The sequence below is a fragment of the Geopseudomonas aromaticivorans genome (genome assembly GCF_019097855.1).
GTDB classification, from domain to species: domain Bacteria; phylum Pseudomonadota; class Gammaproteobacteria; order Pseudomonadales; family Pseudomonadaceae; genus Geopseudomonas; species Geopseudomonas aromaticivorans.
The window spans coordinates 63,477-84,696 of sequence record NZ_JAHRGL010000057.1; the positions used below are offsets into that span (position 1 = coordinate 63,477).

The 21,220-nt window shown below is 69.3% G+C and carries 21 protein-coding genes; 13 read left to right on the forward strand and 8 right to left on the reverse strand.

Going from position 1 to position 21,220, the window contains the following annotated elements:
* Window positions 1–7 precede the first annotated feature (7 nt).
* Both KRX52_RS16245 and KRX52_RS16250 read left to right on the forward strand, forming a co-directional pair.
* Complete coding sequence (locus KRX52_RS16245) at window positions 8–568, forward strand: histidine phosphatase family protein (RefSeq protein ID WP_217682774.1); 561 nt, start codon at window positions 8–10, stop codon at window positions 566–568.
* Between the two features lie 128 nt (window positions 569–696).
* Window positions 697–1,695, forward strand: coding sequence for a catalase family peroxidase (locus KRX52_RS16250; protein ID WP_217682775.1), 999 nt, complete (start codon window positions 697–699; stop codon window positions 1,693–1,695).
* A gap of 2 nt (window positions 1,696–1,697) precedes the next feature.
* On the opposite strand, the gene KRX52_RS16255 is transcribed toward KRX52_RS16250, so the two are convergent.
* Window positions 1,698–2,384 (reverse strand): spermidine synthase, encoded by a 687-nt coding sequence (locus tag KRX52_RS16255; protein WP_217682776.1) that lies wholly within the window; start codon window positions 2,382–2,384, stop codon window positions 1,698–1,700.
* A 230-nt stretch (window positions 2,385–2,614) separates the two neighbouring features.
* On the opposite strand from KRX52_RS16255, the gene KRX52_RS16260 reads away from it, so the two are divergent.
* Window positions 2,615–3,010 (forward strand): GNAT family N-acetyltransferase, encoded by a 396-nt coding sequence (locus tag KRX52_RS16260; RefSeq protein ID WP_217682777.1) that lies wholly within the window; start codon window positions 2,615–2,617, stop codon window positions 3,008–3,010.
* Between the two features lie 22 nt (window positions 3,011–3,032).
* Here KRX52_RS16260 and KRX52_RS16265 read toward each other — a convergent pair whose 3' ends face one another.
* Window positions 3,033–4,349: a tetratricopeptide repeat protein gene (locus tag KRX52_RS16265; protein WP_254797635.1), complete on the reverse strand. Its 1,317-nt coding sequence runs from the start codon at window positions 4,347–4,349 to the stop codon at window positions 3,033–3,035.
* A gap of 207 nt (window positions 4,350–4,556) precedes the next feature.
* Between KRX52_RS16265 and KRX52_RS16270 the strand changes: the two genes are divergently transcribed.
* The 3 genes from KRX52_RS16270 to KRX52_RS16280 all read left to right on the forward strand — a co-directional run bounded on the left by KRX52_RS16270 (window position 4,557) and on the right by KRX52_RS16280 (window position 6,296).
* Entirely contained in the window at window positions 4,557–5,012 is a 456-nt protein-coding gene (locus KRX52_RS16270) for a GNAT family N-acetyltransferase (protein ID WP_217682778.1), read from the forward strand.
* A 117-nt stretch (window positions 5,013–5,129) separates the two neighbouring features.
* Window positions 5,130–5,585, forward strand: a complete 456-nt coding sequence (locus KRX52_RS16275; protein ID WP_217682779.1) for a hypothetical protein — start codon at window positions 5,130–5,132, stop codon at window positions 5,583–5,585.
* A gap of 255 nt (window positions 5,586–5,840) precedes the next feature.
* Window positions 5,841–6,296: a hypothetical protein gene (locus tag KRX52_RS16280; protein WP_217682780.1), complete on the forward strand. Its 456-nt coding sequence runs from the start codon at window positions 5,841–5,843 to the stop codon at window positions 6,294–6,296.
* Window positions 6,297–6,336: 40 nt separating this feature from the next.
* Here the strand turns inward: KRX52_RS16280 and KRX52_RS16285 are convergent, their stop codons facing one another.
* The 5 genes from KRX52_RS16285 to purU all read right to left on the reverse strand — a co-directional run bounded on the left by KRX52_RS16285 (window position 6,337) and on the right by purU (window position 11,822).
* Window positions 6,337–7,080, reverse strand: coding sequence for a Mut7-C RNAse domain-containing protein (locus tag KRX52_RS16285; protein WP_217682781.1), 744 nt, complete (start codon window positions 7,078–7,080; stop codon window positions 6,337–6,339).
* Window positions 7,081–7,175: 95 nt separating this feature from the next.
* On the reverse strand, window positions 7,176–8,792 hold the full coding sequence (locus KRX52_RS16290) for a DUF4139 domain-containing protein (protein ID WP_217682782.1): 1,617 nt from the start codon (window positions 8,790–8,792) through the stop codon (window positions 7,176–7,178).
* Between the two features lie 62 nt (window positions 8,793–8,854).
* The gene (locus KRX52_RS16295) at window positions 8,855–10,339 is read right to left on the reverse strand and encodes a helicase HerA-like domain-containing protein (protein WP_217682783.1); all 1,485 of its coding nucleotides are present in this window, start codon (window positions 10,337–10,339) and stop codon (window positions 8,855–8,857) included.
* 126 nt (window positions 10,340–10,465) lie between these two features.
* Complete coding sequence (locus tag KRX52_RS16300; protein ID WP_217682784.1) at window positions 10,466–10,885, reverse strand: CBS domain-containing protein; 420 nt, start codon at window positions 10,883–10,885, stop codon at window positions 10,466–10,468.
* A gap of 85 nt (window positions 10,886–10,970) precedes the next feature.
* Entirely contained in the window at window positions 10,971–11,822 is an 852-nt protein-coding gene (gene purU, locus KRX52_RS16305; RefSeq protein WP_217682785.1) for a formyltetrahydrofolate deformylase, read from the reverse strand.
* Window positions 11,823–12,076: 254 nt separating this feature from the next.
* Between purU and mvaT the strand changes: the two genes are divergently transcribed.
* Window positions 12,077–12,463 (forward strand): histone-like nucleoid-structuring protein MvaT, encoded by a 387-nt coding sequence (mvaT, locus tag KRX52_RS16310; RefSeq protein WP_217682786.1) that lies wholly within the window; start codon window positions 12,077–12,079, stop codon window positions 12,461–12,463.
* A 173-nt stretch (window positions 12,464–12,636) separates the two neighbouring features.
* Here the strand turns inward: mvaT and sbcB are convergent, their stop codons facing one another.
* Window positions 12,637–14,109, reverse strand: a complete 1,473-nt coding sequence (gene sbcB / locus KRX52_RS16315) for an exodeoxyribonuclease I (protein WP_254797641.1) — start codon at window positions 14,107–14,109, stop codon at window positions 12,637–12,639.
* A gap of 69 nt (window positions 14,110–14,178) precedes the next feature.
* Here sbcB and KRX52_RS16320 point away from each other — a divergent pair, with 69 nt between their 5' ends.
* The 6 genes from KRX52_RS16320 to KRX52_RS16345 all read left to right on the forward strand — a co-directional run bounded on the left by KRX52_RS16320 (window position 14,179) and on the right by KRX52_RS16345 (window position 21,092).
* Window positions 14,179–14,886 carry an RDD family protein gene (locus KRX52_RS16320; protein WP_217682788.1) on the forward strand — a complete coding sequence of 236 codons (708 nt, stop codon included), beginning with the start codon at window positions 14,179–14,181 and terminating at the stop codon, window positions 14,884–14,886.
* Entirely contained in the window at window positions 14,883–15,860 is a 978-nt protein-coding gene (locus KRX52_RS16325) for a stage II sporulation protein M (RefSeq protein ID WP_217682789.1), read from the forward strand. The genes KRX52_RS16320 and KRX52_RS16325 overlap by 4 nt, the downstream gene beginning before the upstream one ends.
* 129 nt (window positions 15,861–15,989) lie before the next feature.
* A complete protein-coding gene (locus KRX52_RS16330) occupies window positions 15,990–17,558 on the forward strand; it encodes a DUF4129 domain-containing protein (RefSeq protein WP_217682790.1) in 1,569 nt (522 codons plus the stop codon).
* Complete coding sequence (locus tag KRX52_RS16335; protein WP_217682791.1) at window positions 17,555–18,727, forward strand: DUF4350 domain-containing protein; 1,173 nt, start codon at window positions 17,555–17,557, stop codon at window positions 18,725–18,727. Before KRX52_RS16330 ends, KRX52_RS16335 begins: the two co-directional genes overlap by 4 nt.
* A complete protein-coding gene (locus tag KRX52_RS16340; RefSeq protein WP_217682792.1) occupies window positions 18,727–19,764 on the forward strand; it encodes an AAA family ATPase in 1,038 nt (345 codons plus the stop codon). The genes KRX52_RS16335 and KRX52_RS16340 overlap by 1 nt, the downstream gene beginning before the upstream one ends.
* Entirely contained in the window at window positions 19,761–21,092 is a 1,332-nt protein-coding gene (locus tag KRX52_RS16345) for a DUF58 domain-containing protein (protein WP_217682793.1), read from the forward strand. The genes KRX52_RS16340 and KRX52_RS16345 overlap by 4 nt, the downstream gene beginning before the upstream one ends.
* Window positions 21,093–21,220: the final 128 nt, after the last annotated feature.

The following is a 21,220-nucleotide window of genomic DNA, read 5'->3' on the forward strand; positions in this document are numbered from 1 at the left end:
ACGCCCCATGCAAATCACCCTCGCCCGCCACGGCAAGCCGGACCTGCAGCTCGACTCCTGGGTCGTGCCGATGGCGATGCCGGACTGGCTGCACCATTACGACCAGGCGGGGATAGTCGCAGGCGAGGTTCCGGCCACGACCCTCGCGCAGGCGGCCGCCGCCGGGGTGCTGGCGAGCAGCACCCTGCCGCGCTGCGTACAGTCGGCGCAGCGGCTGGCAAAGGGCCGGGAGTTTCTCCGCGAGGCGGTGTTCTGCGAGGCCGAGCTGCCCTACCCGCACTGGCTGTACCCCAAGCTGCCGCCACTGGCCTGGGAAACGCTGTTCCGCCTGGCCTGGTTCTACGGCCTCACCGCCTTCGCCAGACCGCGCCTGGCCACCGAGCTGCGCGCCCACGAGGCAGCGCAGCGGCTGATCCAGCTGGCCCGCGAGCACGACTCGGTGTTTCTCGTCGGCCACGGCCTGATGATCCTGCTGATTGCCCGCGAGCTGCTGGCCCTTGGCTGGCGCGGCCCTAAGAGGCCGGTCAGCGGCTACTGGCAGTGCAGTGCCTACCGCATCGCGGACTGAACCAGGACCGCTCGCCTTGCCAGATCCGCGATCCGCTGCTGCTATGAAAGGCAGACGGGATCATGGCGCGTACCGCACTCGACGCCAGCATGGCTGTGTCCCGGCCCGGTGCCACATAAGGAGCGGATATGCAGAACAATCGTTTGCCGTCATTGCTGCTGGCCAGCGCGCTGCCGCTGGTCGCGTCGCTGGGCATGGCCGCGCCAGAGGTGACCGCCGAGCAGGCCGTGGCCGCCATCGAGGGCGTGTTCGGTGTCACCCCGGGCGAGCGGCGCAATCACACCAAGGGCACCTGCGCGACCGGCGAGTTCGTCGGCCGGCCCGCGGCTGCCGCCTATTCGCGCTCGGCGCTGTTTTCCGGGGCGCCCGTGCCGGTGGTCGCGCGCTTCTCGCTGGCCGGCGGCAACCCGAAGGCCCCCGACACGGCGAAATCCCCGCGCGGCATGGCCCTGGAGTTCAAGCTCGGCGACGGCCAGCTGCAGCACATGACCATGCTCAACACGCCGGTATTCGGTGCCGCGCAGCCCCAGACCTTTGTCGACCAGATGCTGGCGATGAAGCCCGACCCCGCCACCGGCAAGCCCGATCCCGAGAGGCTCAAGGCGTTCAAAGCGAGCCACCCGGACCATCTGGCGCACGCCAAATTCCTCGAAGAGAACAACCCGCCGCCCAGCTACGCCAACAGCAGCTATTTCGGCATCCACACGTTCAAGTTCATCGACAACAACAACCGGACCACGCTGGTGCGCTGGCGCTTCGTGCCGCAGGACGGCGAGCGACGCCTGTCCGCCGAGGAGCTCGCCAGCCTGCCGGCGGACTTCCTCGAACAACGCCTGATCGAACGGACTCGGCAGGGGCCGGTGCGCTGGGACATGGTGCTGAGCATCGGCGAGCCCGGCGATCCGGAGGACAACCCGACCCTGGCCTGGCCGGAGAATCGCCAGCAGGTGACCGTCGGCACCCTGACCCTCAGCGCGGCGATGCCGCAGAAGGGCGCGGCCTGCGAACCGATCAACTTCGACCCGCTAGTGATGAGCGACGGTATCGCACCGAGCGACGATCCGGTGCTGCGCTTTCGCTCCCAGGCGTATGCGACCTCCTTCGCCCGGCGGCTGGGCGAGCGCTAACCTCAGCCCTGGCGCTTTTCCGCAATCCAGATGGTGTGGCGGGTGCCCTTGTTGCCGTGGGCGAACACCTTGACCTCTTCGGCCCTGAACCCGGCCTGGTTCAGCCGGGCGGAAAACGCGCGGTCGGCACTGGCCGACCACACGGCGAGGATGCCGCGGGGGCGCAACGCTTGGGCGCAGGCATTCAGGCCGTCCAGCGAATACAGCCAGTTGTTGGCTTCCTGGGTCAGCCCTTCGGGGCCGTTGTCGACGTCCAGCATGATCGCATCGAAGCCGTGCGGCTCGGCCTGCAGCACCTTGGCGACGTCGGCGTTGACCACCTCGGCGCGCGGATCGCGCAGCGGGTTGCCGGACTTCTCGCCCAGCGGGCCGCGGTTCCACTCGATCACCCCGGGCACCAGCTCGGCCACCACCACTGTGCCGTTGTCGCCCAGATGCTTCAGCGCGGATGCAAGGGTGAAGCCCATGCCCAGGCCGCCGATCAGCACCCGCGGGTTGGGCCGGGCGGCGACCTTCTTGCAGGGGATCTCGGCCAGCGCGTCTTCCGAGCCGTGCATGCGCGTGTTCATCAGCTGGCCGCCGTGGCCGCCCTGGATCTTGATCACGAAGTCGTCACCGTACTCGAACAGGCACAGCGCGCCGCCGTTGTCGGGAATCACGGCGGTGTCGAGCAGGACAAAACGTTTCATGGGCAGTCTCGCGAAGGGGGGCAACGACGGCAGCGCTCGCTGCCGGAGCCGCCCATTCTAGTGACCTGTGCACTCAGTTGCTTGACTCAAGCTTGGCGGGCCATGGTTCCGAGACCAGGCGCCTGCGGTCGGCGCTAACCGAGCGCTAAATGCTGCCGCCGTTTGGCGATCCGGAGTGTTTTGCGGTAATACCCTGAAGACTCCGATCCCCATCCGTGCAAGGAAGCCCCATGCTCACCTACCAGCTCAACACGCCCCTCCCCGCCAGCGCCGTGGCCGCGGTGTTCGACGCCTCCGGCATCCGCCGCCCCAGCCACGACCTGGCGCGGATCGAGCGGATGTTCGCCAATGCCGACCTGGTGCTGTCGGCCTGGGATGGCGAGCGGCTGGTCGGGGTGTGCCGGGCGCTGACGGATTTCAGCTATTGCTGCTACCTGTCCGACCTGGCGGTGGACCGCGCCTACCAGCGCCACGGCATCGGCCGCGAGCTGGTCGAGCGGGTGCGCGCGGCGCTTGGCGAGGAGGTGGCGCTGATCCTGCTGTCGGCGCCGGAGGCGATGGACTACTACCCCCGACTGGGCTTCGACAGGATCGACAACGGCTTCATCATCCGCCGTAGCCGTTAGCGATATACCCGCACCCCGGCGCTCAGCCCGCCGCCCGGCGCAGCAGTTCGCGGGCCGCAGGACTGCCCGGCTTGGCGTCGACGCGCTCGGCAGCGAGGCCGCGGGCCAGGGCTTTCTGGCCGTCGCGCAGGGCCGCCTCGAGCAGGGTCAGGTCGATGAGGTCGCGCTGCGCGTGGCTGCCGCCGAAACGGTGGGCAATGCCGCGCAGCGGGCGCAGCAGTTCCACAGTGCGCCCCGGGTCGCCTTCCACCAGGGCGAGGATCGCCTTGCACAGCGGCGCGCCGACATCGCGGGTGAACATGGCGTTGTCGCCGCCCTCCTGCATCACACGAGCCTGGGCGTCCAGCACGACCTGGATCGCCTCCCCGCGCTGGGCGCAGGCGAAGGCCATCATCGCGTGGGCGTCGTTGAAGGCGTAGTGGCCGGTGGCGGCGAACGGCAGCCAGCGCTCCGCCACCGCACTCCAGCGCTCGCCGACATCGACGCCGCGCAGGTACAGGCGCCAGAGCAGCGCCGAGGCATCCACCAGGTCGAGCGCCAGCGGCGACTGGCTGCCGACGATGGCGCTGTCGAACAGCTCGAGTACCGCGTCGAGCTCGCCCAGGTCCAGATGGAACAGCGTCAAGTGCCACCAGTTGTGGATGGCGAAGAAGTTGTCCTCGGCCCACTGCGCCTGGCGGTCGCGCATCCAGGCGATGCCTTCGTGCTGGCGGCCCTGCATTTCCAGCACATGGGTCACCGCGTGGTGTGCCCAGGCATCGCGCGGCTCCAGCAGCAGGGCGGCATGACCACTGGCGGCCGCGCGGGCATAGGCACCGGTTTCCTCCAGGCCGAAGGCGTGCATGCCGAGCAGGGCATGGAAGCCCGGCATCGCCGGCGACCAGGCGGGAAAGGCACGCGCGATGCGGTCGCGCAGCATGCGCGCATCACCGACATAGAAGTCGAGCACGTGGCCGGCCAGCAGGCCGAGGCCGTCGAGCGGATAGGCCAGGGTCAGGTCCTCCAGCACCCGCCGCGCCGCATGCCAGTGCCCGTCGACCAGCTGGGCGATGGCGGCCAGATGTGCCTGCTCGCGGTCGTTGGCCGGCCATTGGCGCGCCAGTTCGAGGTCGGCACGCGCGACCGGCCAGCCGCTCGGTTCGGTACCGAGCAGATGCAGCCAGGCATGCAGCACCCTGGCCATGACGAAATCGGGACGCTCGGCACAGGCCACCTCGATGGTCGCCAGCGGATCGCCGCAATAGCACTGGAACTGGTGCAGCGCCCGTTCGTAGTGCTGCACGCTGCTCGGCTGCGCACCGCTGAGCGGGTTGCCGAGACTGTCTTTAGTGGTGTTCATGACGGCCTCCCATCGCCGCCAGCCGCTCGCTGGCAGCGACCGCGCTGCTTGCCGGCGAGCGCGGCGCTGGGTTCGCCGCGCGCAGGCAGGACCTTTTCAAGAGCAATGGAAAGAACAGTAAAGTCCCGGGGTGCCCGCCGTGCAAGGCGCGCCTAAGCTGGCGCGCTACTTGCAAACGTGGGACATCCCCACCCGACCGGAGGTCCCATGCACATCCGCCCCGCCATCCCCGCCGACATCCCCGCCGACATCCCGGCCCTCTGCCAACTGCTCGACCAGCTGCTCGCCCAGGAAGCCGAATTCACTCCAGACCGCGCCGCGCAGCAGCGTGGACTGGCGGCGATCATCGCCGACCCCGCGGTCGGCGAAATCCTCGTCGCGGTCGAAGACGCGCGCATCGTCGCCATGGTCAACCTGCTCTACACCATCTCCACCGCGCTGGGCGCTCGGGTGGCGCTGCTCGAGGACATGGTGGTGGACGCCGCCACCCGCGGCGCAGGCGTGGGTTCGGCGCTGCTCGAGCGGGCCATCGCCCATGCGCGGGAGATCGGCTGCCGACGCCTCACCCTACTCACCGATGCCGACAATCTCGCCGCGCAGCGCTTCTATGGTCGGCAGGGCTTCACCCACTCGGCGATGCGCCCTCTGCGTCGGGTTCTCTGATCGTCGGCTAGGCTGACAAGGGCGCCGGGGCAGCCCGTGACCTGCCGCGCCGCAGCCGACGCTCGTCCCCAGCGCTTGCGGGCCGGGCCCCACGAGGTGAGCTGGAGACACGCAGCGATGAACAGAACGGCTTGGCTGGCATTGATGGTCGCGGCGGCGGCAAGCCAGGGATGCGGACTGTCGACGGGGAGCCCGCAGGATCGCCAGATCGTCAGCGTTCCCCTGACGGCGACACACGTCAACGCGGGCAAGATCGCCGAGGCCACCCTGGTGGACGAAGGCAAGGCGACGGGGCTCACCCTGGTCATTGGCGGCGTGCCGGACAACGTGAGCCGCCCGGTGCACCTCTACACCTTCATCTACCCCGGCACCTGCAGCCGGCTCGGCACCGAGCCGGCCTATGAGCTGAATCGCATCGTGCTGGCCGATCGCATCGGCCGCTATGCCGGCTGGCGGCTGGCGAAGTCGGTCCCGGCTGGCCTGGAGCACCTGCGCAGCGGCGGCTACAGCATCGTCGTGCGGACCAGCCCGGCCGACGGCAACCAGGACATCTTCTGCGGCAAAATCCCGTAAACCAACGCCGGCGCCAGGCGCGCCGCGAACAGCGCCGGGCAGCCGGCCGAATCACAACTCGTTGATTCAAAAGAAATCCACATCAAGACCCAGTCCCTCTGTCGGGAATTTGCCCCCCTACGGAGCGCCTCGTCGCAACGGGTCTAATCTGCACTGTGCCGCCGCAGAGCACATCCCACTCTGCTTCGCGGCCGACGCCCGTCCCCGCAGGTCAGGGCGCGGGCACCACGACGTTTTCCGAGGAGGAAACGAGCAATGAAAACGAAGGCTTGGCTGGCTGTGATCTTCGCGGCGGCTGCGAGCCAGGGATTCGCAATGCCGACCGAGAGTGATCAACCGCAGATCGTCGGCGTGCGTCTGAATGCTGCACCAATCAACGGGGGCGCGATTGCCCACGCCACCTTGGCGGCAGTAGACCGTTCAACAGGAATCAACTTCTTCGTCAGCGGCGTACCGGACTGGGTAAGCCTTCCGGTGCATGTCTACAGCTACATCTACCCCGGCACCTGCGGCCAACTCGCCAGCGAGCCGGCCTACGCCATGAACCAGACCGTGATATCCGAGCAGATCGGCGGCGAACATGGCGCCTGGAACACGTCGAAGTCAGTGCCGGTGGCCTTGGCGCAATTGCGCACGAGCGAACACAGCATCGTCTTGCGTACCAGCCCTGCCGACGGCAATCGGGATATCTTCTGCGGCGAAATCCACTGATCGGAGAGAGGATTGCCCGCGCCGCTGGCGCGGGCAGCCTCTAATCCACCTTCAGCAGCGGCCCCAGCAGCGCGCACATGTTGCGCCAGTGCGAACCCTCCCAGTAGATGCGCTGGCAATCGTCGCAGACCAGAAAGCGCGAGTAGAGCCAGGCGGCGCGCGGTGGCACCCGTTCCCTGGCCAGCGCGGTGTCGAGCTCGTGCAGCGGCAGGTTGCAGTGCACGCACAAGGTGAACGGCCGCGCGCTACGCGCCAGTTCGAGGCGCTCGAACAGCTCGCGCAACTGCAGCGCCGGCTTGAGCGCATGTACGTAGCAACCCCGGCTGACGATGCGCCGCTTGAGCAGCTCGCGGTCGCGGGTCAGCACGATGCGCTGCTGCGCGGCGGCCAGTGCGGCGATCTGGCCGTCCTCGAAGTCGTTGTCGTAGAGGGTGTCGAAGCCGCTCATGCGCAGCAACCGGGCCAGACCGCCGAGGTGGGCGTCGGCAACGAAGCGCAGGACGCGCATCGGCTGGGCGCGGACCTTGAGCAGCGGGCCGATGTCCAGCGTCTCGAACCGCGGGTAGACCGCCACGCGGTCGCCGTCGAGGATGCTCCGCTCGAAGCCCACCGACTCGCCATTGACCAGAATCAGCTCGACCTCGGTGTGCGGCACGCCGAGCGCCTCGATCATGTGCTTGACCGTGGCCGCCCGCGCGCAGGCGCAGGTGAACGACTGCCGCCGCCGCGCGGCCGGCAGGAAGTCGTTGAGCTCCGCGTAGAAGCGGAAAGTGGCGCTGACCATGACGGACAGTATGGCAGGCCGCTGCCCATCGCCACGCGCGGCCACCGACCTGGTGACTGCCGGCGCCCCCGCTGGCGAGAGCCCGCGGGGACGCTCTAGTCCAGCCCGCCGACCTGGCCATCCTTGGGATACGCGATGGTGTAGTCGACGGCGAACCTGGCGCTTTCCCCGGCGGCCAGCGTCTTCTCCCAGGCGACCACGCCGCGGCGCTGCTGCCAGGCCTGCAGCGTCGGCGCCGGGTCGAAGGCAGCGCGCACGGTGATCTCCTCGGAGCCGCTGACCGGCGACGACTCGAGCAGCAGCACATCCACCGGCTGCTTGTGGCTGTTGCTGAGGGTGAACACCTCGGCGACCCGGCGTTCCTGGCGCTTTTCGAACACACCGGTGGTGCCCGACTGGCCCTCGACCTGATCGACCGCCACGCGCAGCTGCTCGTCGCGGCCGAATGAAAACACGAAGCGCTCGGCACTGGCCGGATTCCAGTAGGCGGAGCCCACGTAGCTGCCATCGCGGAACAGCTGCGTATCGCCGGGCAGCCAGACGCCCTCGGGACGCTCGGCCTCGGCGGTCACCACCGCGGCCCGCTCCAGGCGGGGCGCGATGCGCAGATGGTGCTTGGCCGGCAACGTCTGCTGCGCCAGGCTGACCGACACTTCGCGGCCATCGGCCGGCAGGCTGACCGGCGTCGGCACGACGAACTCGCTGGCAAACGCGCCATGGTTGGCAAAGGTCGGCGGCTGGTAGTTCGCTTCGTCACTGGCGACGCGTTCCAAGGGTGCAATCGAGGCCGGCGCCGCGCCCGCCAACGCGCCGTTCGCGCGGGCCTTGGACTCCATCGCCGCCAGCGGCGCCGGCATCGGCGGCTGCCAGGTGAGTACCCAGGGCTGCGGCTCGGGGCCGGCGGGCGACAGCCGCGGCTGGGTGGTGGAGAGCGTCAGCTTGACGTTGTTCCAGTCTTCGCCGGTCCTTTGCGCCACGCTGGCCAGGCGCTCCAGGTCCAACTGCGCGGCCTGGGTATCCAGCGCCGCGCGATAGGCGGGCTTCCAGCCGGCATTGGGCACCTGATAGCTGAGCTTCAGCTCGCCGGCCTGGGCCGCGCTCAGCATCACGGTGACGCTGCGCGAATCCTTGATGCCGCTGCGCAACTGGCCCAGATCGCGCTGCAGCACGTCGATCTGCCTGGCGATCTCGCGCTTCTGTACCGTCAGCCCCTGGATCTTGGCCAGGGCATCGCTGGCGCCCTTGCCGATAGCGTCGAGCATGCCGGACAGCGCCTTGGCATCGGTGGGCAGGGCCTGCTGGTCGGCCGGCGCAGCGCCTTCGCTGCTGAAGCGCTCAAGGTAGCGCTTGACCATCTCCGCCGCGGCCACCTCGGCATCCAGCGCCGCCTGCTGGTCCTGCAGGGCGAGGATCTTCGCCTCCAGCGCTGCCTCGGCGGGATTGAGCGCGCTAGCTCCGGCGGCGTCCTGGGTCACGATCTGCCCGATGCGCACGTGCGGCCCGGCCTCGGCGCGCAGGGTTCGCGCATCGAAACGCGCCGGCAATCCGGAGAACACCACCTGGCTCATGCCGGGTGCCACCTGGGCCGTGCGCACCACCTTGGCGCTGCCGGGATACAGCACGACGGCGGCAATCGGCGTGGCGACATCGGCCAGAACGCCGGTGCTCAAGGTGGCGGGGAACAACAGGACGAGTGTCGCGGGCAGACGCATGCCGGGCTTCCTTCCATGAATGACGAGACGGGGACTTGCGTGAAAAGGGTGCGCCGCCGGGTTCAGCGGCGCTTGCCGAGCAGTGAGCCCATCAAGCCGCGGACCAGTTCGCGACCGATCTGGTTGGCCGCCTGGCGCATGGCGCTCTTCATCGCCTGACCGACCGCGCCACCGAGCAGTTCGCCGGCCATGTCGCCAAGCGACTGCTCCTGCCCCGCTGCCTTGCCCTTGGCGAGCGGCGGCGGCGCTTCGTCCTGCGCCGCGCGGGCGGTGAGTCGCTCGTAGGCCGACTCGTGATCGACCGGGCGGTCGTAGCGTCCGGCCAGCGGCGACTGGCGGATCAGCGCGGCACGCTCGCCCTCGCTCAGCGGACCGAGGCGCGACTGCGGCGGGGCGATGGCCACCCGCCGCACCATCGCCGGTGTGCCCTTGTCCTCCAGGGTGCCGACCAGTGCCTCACCGATTCCCAGCTCGGTGAGCACGTCCAGCGTGTTGAACTGCGGATTGGGCCGGAAGCCGTCGGCCACCGCGCGCAGGGACTTCTGTTCCTTGGCGGTGAAGGCGCGCAGGCCGTGCTGGATGCGCAGGCCGAGCTGGGCGAGGATGTCATCCGGCAGGTCGCTGGGCGACTGGGTCACGAAGTAGACGCCGACGCCCTTGGAGCGGATCAGCCGCACCACCTGCTCCAGGCGTTCCTGCAGGGCCTTCGGCGTGTCGGCGAACAGCAGGTGCGCCTCGTCGAAGAACAGCGCCAGCAATGGCTTGTCGGCGTCGCCGCGCTCGGGCAGTTGCTCGAACAGCTCGGCCAGCAGCCAGAGCAGGAAGGTGGCGTAGACCTTGGGCGCCTCGTGGACCAGGCGGCTGGCGTCGAGCAGGTGGATGCGCCCGCGGCCGTCCGCCGCCGGCTGCAGGATGTCCTCCAGCTGCAGCGCCGGCTCGCCGAACAGCGCCTCGGCGCCCTGCTGCTCGAGGGTCGCCAGCTTGCGCAGCAGCGCCTGTGAAGATTGCGGGGTAAACAGCGCGCGGTCCTCGCCGAGCACCTCGGGGTGGGCCTGCAGGTGGTTGAGCAGGGCCTTGAGGTCCTTGAGGTCGAGCAGCAGCAGGCCTTCGCGGTCGGCCACCTGGAAGGCGGCGTACAGCGCGGCCTGCTGGCTGTCGGTGAGTTCCAGCAGCGCGCCGAGCAGCAGCGGCCCCATTTCGCTGAGGGTGGTGCGCAGCGGATGGCCGCTCTGCCCGGCCACGTCCCACAGGGTCACCGGGTAGGCCTGCGACCGATGGCCGAGCCAGGGCATGCTGGCGATGCGCTCGGCGATCTTGCCGGTCGGCTCGCCGGCCGCGCCGAGGCCGCACAGGTCACCCTTGATGTCGGCGGCGAACACCGCCACGCCGGCGTCGCTGAATGCCTCGGCGAGGCGCTGCAGGGTAACGGTCTTGCCGGTACCGGTGGCGCCGGCAATCAGGCCGTGGCGGTTGGCCAGGCGCAGCAGGCTGGCGACCGGCTGGCCCGCGGGATCGGCGCCAAGCAGAAGTTGACTGGATTCGGGCATGGAGCATTCCCCTGGCAGCTCGATACGGAGAGGGAAGCACCCCGCCGCTGTAGCGCGGTGCTCGGCAGCATGGGTGATAACACGACCACGACCGTGCAAACCAGCGCTGCGGTCACGGACCTGGCGTCAGACCGGACGGCCCTGATCGTGCTGGGCGAACTCCTTGACGGCGCGCAGGACGTCGGCCCGGCTGAGCAGACCGACCAGCCGGCCGTCCTCGAGTACCGGCAGGCGCCGGCGCTGGCCGCGCAGGAAGCATTCGGCGGCCTCGATGATGTCAGCATCGGCGTCGATGGTATCCGGTGTGCTGGCCATGTAGTTGCCGACCGTGCCGTGGGCCTCCTCGAAGTAGGCGCCGGAGAGGATCGCGCGCAGGCAGTCGCCCTCGGACAGCACGCCAATCAGGTGGCCCTCCGAGTCGACCACTGGCGCGGCGGCCAGGCCATGCTCGAGCAGGCGGTTGATGGCGGTGAACAGGTCCATCTCCGGCTTGAAGGTCAGCAGCCGGCGGGTCATGTAGCTACGTACCTTGATTGACTTGAGCATGGCCGCTCTCCTCTGTCATCTGTCGTCTGTCCTGGTCCGCGGGGCAAGCGTCGCAATCACGCGATTGCGGCCCGCCCGCGGCGAATCACTCGAATACCACCGTCTTGTTGTCGTGCACCAGCACCCGGTCTTCCAGATGGTAGCGTAGCCCACGGGCCAGCACCCTCCGCTCCACGTCCTTGCCGATGCGCACCATGTCCTCGGCCTGCTGGCGGTGGGTGACGCGCGCCACGTCCTGCTCGATGATCGGACCGGCGTCCAGCTCCTCGGTGACGTAGTGGCAGGTGGCGCCGATCAGCTTGACCCCGCGCTTGGCCGCCTGGTGGTAGGGCTTGGCCCCGGCGAACGACGGCAGGAAGCTGTGGTGGATGTTGATCACCCGGCCGGCGTAGTCCTGGCACAGGGTCGGCGGCAGGATCTGCATGTAGCGCGCCAGCACCACGCAGTCGGCCCGGTACTCGGCGATCAGGCGGCTGACCTCGGCGAAGGCGGGAGTCTTGTCCTGCGGGTCGACCGGTACGTGGTGGAAGGGAATGCCATGCCACTCGACCATGCTGCGCAGGTCGTCGTGATTGGAGATCACACAGGGAATCTCGCAGTGCAGCTCGCCACTGTGCCAGCGGTGCAGCAGGTCGGCCAGGCAGTGCGATTCGCGGCTGGCCATCAGCACCACGCGCTTCTTCACCGCCGAGTCGTAGACCTGCCAGTGCATGCCGAACTCGCGGGCAATCGGCGCGAAGGCATGACGGAAACCTTCGAGATCGAAGGGCAGCGAGTCGGCGCGGACCTCGTGGCGCATGAAGAACCAGCCGTTATCCAGATCCGAATGGTGATTCGCCTCGGTGATCCAGCCGTTGTAGGTCGCCAGCAGGTTGCTGACCTTGGCCACGATACCGACGCGGTCGGGGCAGGCGATGACCAGGCGGAAAGTGCGCATGGGGTAACTCCGCAAACATCGAAAGCGCCATTCTAGCCAGCCGGACGAAAAACTACAGCAGCGCCGTCACAGGAAACAGCCGGTAAACCGCCAACATACTGCGCAGCAGGCCGGGAAAAACACCGACCGACAATGCCGAATTATTTTGCCAAATATTCCATAAAGCGTTTCCAGCTATTTACTCGGCATTATCGTGTGCCTATTATTCGTTCACGCCAGTATTTCCTGCAGACCGTTTTACCAAGGTAAAGAAAATGTCTCTGATCAACGAATTCCGCTCGACCGAAGCCGCCATCAAGCAACTGCAGGAACGCCTGCAGGCCCTTAAGCAGGACGGCAACCTCCAGAAGGAACTGGACTTCGAAGCCAAACTCCGCGAACTGATGGCCGAGTACGGCAAGTCCCTGCCGGACATCCTCGCCCTGCTGGATGCCGAAGGCAAAGTATCCAAGGCTGGCCGTCCGGCACGCGCCGCCAAAGTTGAAGCTCCGGCCAAGCGCACCCGCAAGGTCAAGCAGTACAAGAACCCGCACACCGGTGAAGTGATCGAAACCAAGGGCGGCAATCACAAGACCCTGAAAGAGTGGAAAGCCACTTGGGGTGGCGATACCGTCGAAAGCTGGGTCACCCTGCTCGGCTAAGTTCGTCGCAATCATTTTTGCGCCGCAATAAAAAACGCCAGCCCTGCTGGCGTTTTTTATTTGCCTACGGGTCAAGTGTCCGGCAAGTACCGGCGAAGCCCCATACCGCAGCGCAAAAAACCAATTACCCGCAGCCGGCGCCCTGCGCGCAAGCCCGCGAGCTCATGGCCCCGTCAGCCCAGCCCGTAGTGCTGGCGCAGGCGCTGCGCATGGGCTTGCCACTGGCCGAGCAGCGCCTGCTGGCGGCTGTCGCAGCCCGGCAACAGTTCGGCCAGTGCGCTATCGAACTCGGCCAGGGTATTCGGCGCACCGGCACGACTATCGCTCAGGCGCAGGCGGCAGAACTCCTGCCAGCGCTGCTGTTCGGCAGGCGCCAAAGTCTGCGGAAAGTTGCGCGCCCGATAACGGAACAGCAACTCCTCGAGGCGCTCGTCGCCAAACAGTCCGTGCCGCCCGGCCAGTTGCAGCGGATCAGTCTCACGCACCTGCACACACAGGCCGCGGTCGCGGTCGCCAATAAAACCGTCATAAAGGCGCTGTTCCGGATCTTCGCTGACGGCAAAACCGTTGTCCGCATAAACTCGCGACAGCTTGTCCTTCCACAACGCCTGCTGCTGTTCCAGCAACAGCGCCTGCTGCTGGCAGGCCGCCATATCCACGCCGAGACGCTGGCGATCCTCCTCGCGCAATACCGAGAGCGGCGCCAGCACCGGACAGCGATTGATCTGCACCAGTTTCAGCGGCACCGGCAGTTCGCCTTCACCCAGCTCTTCGCGACGGGTATACAGGCGCTGCGCCAGCGTTTCCGCCGGCAACTCCAGCAGCGGTGCAATATCGGCCTGCAGATCGCAGACAATCAGGGCATTGCGATTGCGCGGATGCCAGGCCAGCGGCAATACCACGGCGAGAAAGTGCCGCTGCGCGGAAAAGCGCCCGGATATATGCACCAGCGGCTGCAACAAGCGGATCTGTTCCTGCACCCGCTGTTTGCTGCGCAATTGATAACACCAGTCGTACAACCGCGGCTGGCGCTCGCGGACCAGCCGCGCCAGCGCGATGGTGGCGCGCACGTCGGCCAGCGCATCGTGGGCCTGGCCGTGGTCGATGCCGTTGGCGGCGGTCAGGCGTTCCAGCTTGAGCGTCACCCGCCCGTCTTCCTGCGGCCACTCGATGCCTTGCGGGCGCAGGGCGTAGGCGGTGCGCAGCAAATCGATCAGGTCCCAGCGGCTGTTGCCGCCCTGCCACTCGCGGGCGTAGGGGTCGAAGAAGTTGCGGTACAGGCTGTAGCGGGTCACCTCGTCGTCGAAGCGCAGACTGTTGTAGCCGGCCGTGCAGGTGCCGGGACGCACCAGCTCGGCATGCAGGCGGGTCATGAACTCGGCCTCGCCCAGCCCCTGCTGCTCCAGACGCTGCGGCGCGATGCCGGTGATCAGGCAGGACATCGGGTGCGGCAGGATGTCGTCGCTCGGCCGGCAATACAGGTTGAGCGGCTCGCCGATCTCGTTGAGCGCCTCGTCGGTACGGATGCCCGCCACCTGCAGCGGCCGGTCGCGGCGCGGATCGATGCCAGTGGTTTCGTAGTCGTACCAGAAGATGCTCGCGGTCACGGAAAAGGCTCCAGGGTCGGGACCGCGGCAGTCTAACAGGCCGCCGATGGTTGCCGCGCCCGCCCCGCCCTCGCTAGCATCGGGCTTTTCCGCCAAGCAGCCATCGCCATGTCGCCAACCTCACTCGCCAGCCCGCCGCTGGACACCCGCCTGCGCGAGGAAACCCCGGAAGGGGTCGACCTGCTGCTGTCCCCGGCCGGTCCGCTGGTGCGCTCGCGGGCCTTTGCCGTGGACCTCGCCCTGCGCGGCGCGCTGGCCCTGGCGGCGCTCGGCCTGCTCGGCCGCCTGGGCGGACTGGGCCTGGGACTCGGCCTGATCCTGCTGTTCCTGCTCAACTGGTGGTACATGGTGCTGTTCGAGGTGCTCAACCAGGGCTGCACGCCCGGCAAGCAGCTGCTCGGCCTGCGCGTGGTGCACGAGGACGGCACGCCGGTGGGCTGGGGCGCCTCGCTGCTGCGCAACCTGCTGCGCGCCGTCGACATGCTGCCGCTGGGCTACGGCTGCGGCCTGCTCGCTAGCCTGGCCAGCCCGCGCTTTCAGCGCCTCGGCGACCTCGCCGCCGGCACCCTGGTGATCCATCAGCAGCGTCAGCCGGCGGTGCCGCCGGCCACCCCGCTGGCCGCGCTGGCGGCGCCCTTCGCCCTCACCGCCGACGAGCAGCGCGCCCTGCTCGCCTTCGACGAGCGCCAGCACAAGCTGTCGCCAGCGCGCCGCGAGGAACTCGCCGGGCTGCTCGCCCCGCTGCTCGGCGTGCCGGCCAGCGAAGCGCCGCTGCGCCTGCAACGGATCGCCGCCGGCCTGCGGGGTAGCGCATGAAGCAGGCCCAGTTCGAAGCCCTGCACCGGGCCGAGTGGCAGGCCCTGGAGGGCCAGCTCCAGCTCATGGAGCAGGGCAAGTCGCTCGGTACCCAGGCCGGCGAATTCGCCGCCGCCTATCGGCGCCTGTGCCAGCAGCTGGCCCTGGCGGAAAGCCGCGCCTACGCCACCAGCCTGGTCGAGCGCCTGCAGTTGCTCAATCTGCGTGCCCACCAGCAGCTGTACCGGCCGCGGCAGAGTTTCGGGCCGCGCCTGCTCGGTTTCCTGCTCGCCGGCTTCCCGCAGCAGGTGCGCAGCGCCTGGCGCAGCATCCTGCTGGCCAGCTTGCTGTTCTATGGCAGCCTACTGGGCATGGGGCTGCTGGTCTACCTGTTTCCCGACCTGATCTACAGCCTGCTGTCGCCGCAGCAGGTGGCGAAGATGGAACTGATGTACGACCCCGATGCCAGCCGCCTCGGCCCGCTCGGCGAACGCGGCAGCAGCGGCGACTGGCTGATGTTCGGCTACTACATCATGAACAACATCGGCATCGCCTTTCAGACCTTCGCCGGCGGCCTGCTGCTGGGCGTCGGCTCGCTGTTCTTCCTGCTGTTCAACGGCCTCAACATCGGCGCCATCGCCGGCCACCTGCTGCGCATCGGTTACGATGAAACCTTCCTCAGTTTCGTCGTCGGCCATGGCGCTTTCGAGCTGACTGCCATAACCTTCGCCGGCGCCGCCGGCCTGCAACTCGGCGGCGCCCTGCTGATGCCCGGAGCGCGCAGCCGGCGGGCCGCCCTGCGCGCGGCGGCCCAGGGCTGCATCGGCCTGGTCTGCGGCGTGATCGTCCTGCTGCTGATCGCCGCCTTCGTCGAGGCCTACTGGTCGTCGGTCACGCAGTTTTCCACCGGCGTGAAGTACGCCGTCGGCGCCGCGCTCTGGCTGCTGCTCGGCCTCTATTTCCTGCTCGGCGGACGCCGGCACCAGGCTGGCTAGGAACAGTCGCCACGTGCCGGCCGTCGCGGTCGGGAAGCGGGCCGTGCAGGACAGATACACAACACAGGGAGTCGTCGTGACCGCCGTTTTTTTCCGCCGCCAGTTTGCCGGCCGCCGCCGGAGCCGCGCATGCCGCTGAGCGCCGCCGAAGCGGCCCTGCGCCCGCGCAGCCCGTGGGAGGCCGTCGACCTCGGCGTGCGCCTGGTGCAGCACCACGCCGGCCTGCTACTGGGCAGCTGGGCGCTGCTCACCCTGCCGCTGCTGGCCGTACTCAGCCTGCTGCTGTGGCGCTACCCGAGCGTCGTCCTGCTGCTGTTCTGGTGGCTGAAGCCGGCCTTCGAGCGCCTGCCGCTGCACATCCTCTCGCGCGCCCTGTTCGGCGCCACGCCGACCCTCAGCCAGGCCCTGCGCGCCTGGCCCGCGCTGCTGCGCGGCGAGCTGCTGGCCTGCCTGACCTGGCGGCGCTTCAGCCTGAGCCGCAGCTTCACCCTGCCGCTGCTGCAGCTGGAAAACCTGCGCGGCCCGGCCCGCCGCCAGCGCCTCGAGGCGCTGGGCCGGCGCAGCGGGGTCGCGCGCTGGCTGACCCTGCTCGGCATGCACATCGAAATGGTCCTGTGGTCCGGCCTGCTGGTGCTGATCTATCTGCTGCTACCAACCCACTTCGGCGAGCCGCGCAACTGGCTGGCCGTTCTGCTGCGCCCGCCGGAGGACTGGCTGTGGCTGGAGCACCTGAGCAACGCCTGCTACGCCCTGGTGTTGGTGCTATGGGAGCCGGTGTATGTCGCCTGCGGCTTCAGTCTGTATCTCAACCGGCGCAGCGAGCTGGAAGCCTGGGATCTGGAACTGGCCTTTCGCCGCCTGCTCGAGCGCCTCGGCCAAGCCAGCCTGGTCCTGCTGCTGGGCGTCGGCCTGCTGATGCCGAACGCGGCGGCGCTGGCCGCTGATACCGAGCCGAGCCCCCCGACTGCCGCCGCCATCCGCGTTTGTCCGCTGCCCAGCGAGGAGAACCCCGGCCCCGAGGCTGCGCGCCTGACCCGCCAGCCGCTCGACAGCACACGGGCGCAACAGGAAATCCGCAGCCTGCTGGCGGCGCCGCCGTTCCACCGGGTGGAAGAACGCCTCGACTGGGGCTGGTCGGCGGCCGAGCGCCCCGTCTCAGCGCAGCCGGAGGCACCGCCGGTCTGGACGCAGACCCTCGCCGGCCTGCTCGAGACGCTGCTGTGGACCCTGCTGCTCGGCGCCGTCGGCCTGCTCGCCTGGCGCTACCGCGACTGGCTGCGCTTGTTCGCCCAGCGCGGCCAGACCGCCGCCGTCAGCGACGTCGTGCCGCCGAGCCACCTGTTCGGCCTGGCCGTCGACCCGCGCAGCCTGCCGGACGACCTGCCCGCCAGCGTCGAACAGCTGTGGCCGGCCGATCCGCGCGCTGCCCTCGCCCTGCTCTATCGCGGCCTGCTCAGCCACCTGCTGCACCAGCGCCGCCTGCCGCTCAAGGCGGCCCACACCGAGGGCGAGGTGCTGGTGCTGCTACAGGAGCTGGATGATCCGGCGCTCAGTGCCTTCGCCCGCCAGCTGCTCGACGCCTGGCAGGCGCTGGCCTATGGCAGTCGCCCGCCGCCGACCGAGCTTGGCCCCGCGTTGTGCGCCGCCTGGCGCCAACTGGGCCTGAACAGCCGCACGCACACCGAGGTGGCCGCATGAACGCCCGCCAACGCCTGTGGCTGAGCCTGGCCGCGCTGGCGCTGCTGGCGGCGCTGGCCGCCCTGCTGCTCGGCCGGCTCGACCCGCAGCGGCGCAGCGTCGATCTCGGTCCGGCGCCGGAGGCCAGGTCCAACCCCTGGCTGGCCGCCGAACACTTCCTGCGCCAGCGGCAGATCGCGGTCGACCGCGCCGACGGCCTGAGCCGCTTCCTCGACGACACCCCGGCCGTCGGTCACAGCCTGGTGCTGCTCGGCTCGCGCAAGCAGCTCAGCGCCGCGCAGAGCCAGCGCCTGCTCGACTGGGCCGCTGCCGGCGGCCAGCTGGTGGTGGTGGCGCAGGCCAACTGGAGCGAGCAGCGCCAGCGCAGCGACGACCTGCTGCTCGATCTGCTGCAGATCCGCCGCCTGCCCAGCAGCAGCCTGGCCGACGAGGAGGAGCCCGCCGACCTCCCCGCCGATCCCTGGCCGCAGCTGACCAAGCTGTACCTGGAGAACGAGGAAGCCCCGGCCTACTTTGCCTTCGATACCCGCTACCACCTCGAGGACGTCGGCGACCGCGCCCACGCCTGGGCCAACAGCGCCAAGGCCACCCACCTGCTGCAGCTGGCCCACGGCGACGGCCTGGTCACCGTGCTCAGCGACGGCGGCCTGTGGCGTAACGAGCGCATCGGTGAACATGACCATGCCTGGTTGCTCTGGTACCTGACCCAGGACAGTCAGGTCACCCTGCTGCAGCGCCTCGACGGCGAAGCGCTGCCCCGCCTGCTGCTGCGCCACTTCCCCGAGGCGCTGCTGGCCCTCGGCGTGCTGCTGGCCCTGCTGCTCTGGCACTTCGGCCTGCGCCACGGCCCGCGGCAGGACGATGCCGCCCCGCCACGCCGCCAGCTCGGCGAGCACCTGCGCGCCTGCGCCGAGTTCCTCTGCCGCCAGCAGGGCCACGCCGCCCTGCTCACCCGCCTGCAGGCCGAGGTGCGCCAGCGCGCCCGCCAGCGCCATCCCGGTTTCGAGCGCCTACCGGTCACCGAACAGTGGCAGCTGCTCAGCCGCTTCAGCCGCCTGTCGCCCTCGCATATCAGCCAGGCCATGCGCCCGCTCGCCGAGCAGCGTCTCGGGCCAGCCCCGTTCACCCGCCAGGTCGCCCACCTGCAACGACTCAGGAATGCCCTTTGATGAGCGAAGAATCCAGCCTGCCCCTGGCAGGCGAACAACCCGCCGAAAGCACCCCAGCCACTACCGAGCAGGCAGCCAGCCAGCTGCAACGCGCCACCCAGCTGCTGCAAGCCGTGCGCGAGGAGCTGGGCCGCGCGCTGATCGGCCAGCAGGCGGTGATCGACGACGTGCTCTGCGCCCTGCTCGCCGGCGGCCACGTGCTGATCGAGGGCGTGCCCGGCCTCGGCAAGACCCTGCTGGTGCGCGCCCTGGCGCGCTGCTTCGGCGGCCAGTTCGCGCGCATCCAGTTCACCCCCGACCTGATGCCCAGCGACGTCACCGGGCATGCCGTCTACGATCTGGCCAGCGAGCAGTTCAAGCTGCGCCGCGGCCCGGTGTTCACCAACCTGCTGCTGGCCGACGAGATCAACCGCGCCCCGGCCAAGACCCAGGCGGCGCTGCTCGAGGTGATGCAGGAACGCCAGGTCACCCTCGAGGGCAACGCCCTGGCGGTGCCGCGGCCGTTCATGGTGCTGGCCACGCAGAACCCGATCGAGCAGGAAGGCACCTACCCGCTGCCGGAGGCCGAGCTGGACCGCTTCATGCTCAAGCTGCGCATGGACTATCCGCAGCACGACGAAGAGCTGGAGCTGGTCCGCCAGGTGACCCGCTCGGCGCGCAGCGACATGCTCGAAGTCGCCGCCCTGCGCCCGCTGCTGCGCGAGCGCGACGTGCCGGTGCTGCAGAAGATCTGCGCCGAGCTGCCGATCGACGCCCAGGTGCTCGACTACGCGGTGCGCCTGGTGCGCAGCACCCGCGACTGGCCGGGCCTGCTGTTCGGTGCCGGGCCGCGCGCCTCCATCGCCCTGGTGCGCGGCGCCCGCGCGCGCGCCCTGCTGCGCGGCGGCGAGTTCGTCACCCCCGACGACATCAAGGCCTGCGCCCCGGCGGTGCTGCGCCACCGCGTGCGCCTGGCCCCCGAGCTGGAGATCGAAGGCCGCGACGTCGACCAGGTGCTCGCCCAGTTGCTCGGCCAGGTGGCCGCACCGCGCGCATGAAGCCCTCGCCGCGCCTGCTCGGCCTGAGCGCTGCCCTGCTGCTGGCGGCCATCCTGCTCGGCGCCCTACCGCTGCTCGGCCTCGCCCTGCCGGCCTGGAGCCACGGTCTGTGGTGGGGCGCGCTGCTGGCCCTGGCCGGCGTGGCGCTGTTCGATGCGCTGTGGCTGCGCCGCCTGCCCTCGCCGCAACTTGAGCGCCAGCTGCCCGGCCACCTGGCGCTGGACCACGGCAGCGAGGTGCTGCTGCGCATCACCCCCGGCGCGCAGCCGCCGCGCTGGCTGGAGGTGTTCGACCATGTGCCGGTCGAGCTGGAGTTCCACGGCCTGCCGCAGCGCGTTGCGCTGAGTGCCGGGCAGGGCGTCGAGCTGCGCTACCGCATCCGCCCGCGCGTGCGCGGCGACAGCCTGTTCACGCGCTGCGAGATCGGCCTGCCCAGCCGCTTCGGCCTGTGGCAGGCGCGCCGCTACCTGGAACTGCCGGGCCGCGCGCGCATCTACCCCGACTTCGCCCGCCTGCACGGGGCGCGGCTAATGGCAGTGGACAGCTGGCTCGGCCGCCTCGGCGTACGCCAGCAGCCGCGCCGCGGCAGCGGCCAGGAATTCCATCAGCTGCGCGAGTTTCGCAGCGGCGACAGCCTGCGCCAGATCGACTGGAAGGCCACCGCGCGCAAGCACCAGCCGATCGCCCGCGAATACCAGGACGAGCGCGACCAGCAGATCATCTTCCTGCTCGACAGCGGCCGGCGCATGCGCAGCCAGGACAGTGACCTCAGCCACTTCGACCACGCCCTCAATGCCTGCCTGCTGCTTGCCCATGTCGCCCTGCGCCAGGGCGATGCGGTCGGTCTGTTGAGCTTTGCCGGCGCGACGCCGCGCTATCTGCCGCCGGCCAAGGGCCAGCCGCAGCTCAACGCCCTGCTCAACACCGTCTACGACCTGCAACCCGGCCAGCTGCCGGGCGACTACCAGAGCGCCGCCAGCGAGCTGCTCGCCCGCCAGCCGCGCCGCGCGCTGGTGGTGCTGCTCAGCAACCTGCGCGACGAGGACGACCAGCAGCTGCCCGCCGCTGCCGCGCGTATCGCCCAGCGTCACCGCCTGCTGATCGCCAGCCTGCGCGAGGAGGTGCTCGACCGCCAGCGCCAGCACCCGGTGCAGAGCTACGCCGACGCCCTGAACTACTGCGGCACCGTCGACTACGCCGGCGCCCGCGTCGCCCTGCACGAGCGCCTGGCCGCCCAGGGCCTGCCGGTGCTCGACGTGCGCCCCGGCGAACTCGGCCCGCAGCTGATCAGCCGCTATCTGCAGTGGAAGGCCGCCGGCACCCTCTGAGTGGGGCCGACAACCCCCTTGCACCGTTGCGCTGCCGGCTCTGCCGGGGGCGCTGCGGCAGAGACGATCAGCCGCTCTACACCGCCTGTCACGCCACTGTCACCGGTTTGCATGTGTAGTGGCACAGG

Bases quoted from the DNA above. Each gene is read 5' to 3' on its own strand.
- KRX52_RS16245 (WP_217682774.1), top strand. From the start codon at position 8: ATGCAAATCACCCTCGCCCGCCACGGCAAGCCGGACCTGCAGCTCGAC.
- KRX52_RS16250 (WP_217682775.1), top strand. From the start codon at position 697: ATGCAGAACAATCGTTTGCCGTCATTGCTGCTGGCCAGCGCGCTGCCG.
- KRX52_RS16255 (WP_217682776.1), bottom strand. From the start codon at position 2,384: ATGAAACGTTTTGTCCTGCTCGACACCGCCGTGATTCCCGACAACGGC.
- KRX52_RS16260 (WP_217682777.1), top strand. From the start codon at position 2,615: ATGCTCACCTACCAGCTCAACACGCCCCTCCCCGCCAGCGCCGTGGCC.
- KRX52_RS16265 (WP_254797635.1), bottom strand. From the start codon at position 4,349: ATGAACACCACTAAAGACAGTCTCGGCAACCCGCTCAGCGGTGCGCAG.
- KRX52_RS16270 (WP_217682778.1), top strand. From the start codon at position 4,557: ATGCACATCCGCCCCGCCATCCCCGCCGACATCCCCGCCGACATCCCG.
- KRX52_RS16275 (WP_217682779.1), top strand. From the start codon at position 5,130: ATGAACAGAACGGCTTGGCTGGCATTGATGGTCGCGGCGGCGGCAAGC.
- KRX52_RS16280 (WP_217682780.1), top strand. From the start codon at position 5,841: ATGAAAACGAAGGCTTGGCTGGCTGTGATCTTCGCGGCGGCTGCGAGC.
- KRX52_RS16285 (WP_217682781.1), bottom strand. From the start codon at position 7,080: ATGGTCAGCGCCACTTTCCGCTTCTACGCGGAGCTCAACGACTTCCTG.
- KRX52_RS16290 (WP_217682782.1), bottom strand. From the start codon at position 8,792: ATGCGTCTGCCCGCGACACTCGTCCTGTTGTTCCCCGCCACCTTGAGC.
- KRX52_RS16295 (WP_217682783.1), bottom strand. From the start codon at position 10,339: ATGCCCGAATCCAGTCAACTTCTGCTTGGCGCCGATCCCGCGGGCCAG.
- KRX52_RS16300 (WP_217682784.1), bottom strand. From the start codon at position 10,885: ATGCTCAAGTCAATCAAGGTACGTAGCTACATGACCCGCCGGCTGCTG.
- purU (WP_217682785.1), bottom strand. From the start codon at position 11,822: ATGCGCACTTTCCGCCTGGTCATCGCCTGCCCCGACCGCGTCGGTATC.
- mvaT (WP_217682786.1), top strand. From the start codon at position 12,077: ATGTCTCTGATCAACGAATTCCGCTCGACCGAAGCCGCCATCAAGCAA.
- KRX52_RS16320 (WP_217682788.1), top strand. From the start codon at position 14,179: ATGTCGCCAACCTCACTCGCCAGCCCGCCGCTGGACACCCGCCTGCGC.
- KRX52_RS16325 (WP_217682789.1), top strand. From the start codon at position 14,883: ATGAAGCAGGCCCAGTTCGAAGCCCTGCACCGGGCCGAGTGGCAGGCC.
- KRX52_RS16330 (WP_217682790.1), top strand. From the start codon at position 15,990: ATGCCGCTGAGCGCCGCCGAAGCGGCCCTGCGCCCGCGCAGCCCGTGG.
- KRX52_RS16335 (WP_217682791.1), top strand. From the start codon at position 17,555: ATGAACGCCCGCCAACGCCTGTGGCTGAGCCTGGCCGCGCTGGCGCTG.
- KRX52_RS16340 (WP_217682792.1), top strand. From the start codon at position 18,727: ATGAGCGAAGAATCCAGCCTGCCCCTGGCAGGCGAACAACCCGCCGAA.
- KRX52_RS16345 (WP_217682793.1), top strand. From the start codon at position 19,761: ATGAAGCCCTCGCCGCGCCTGCTCGGCCTGAGCGCTGCCCTGCTGCTG.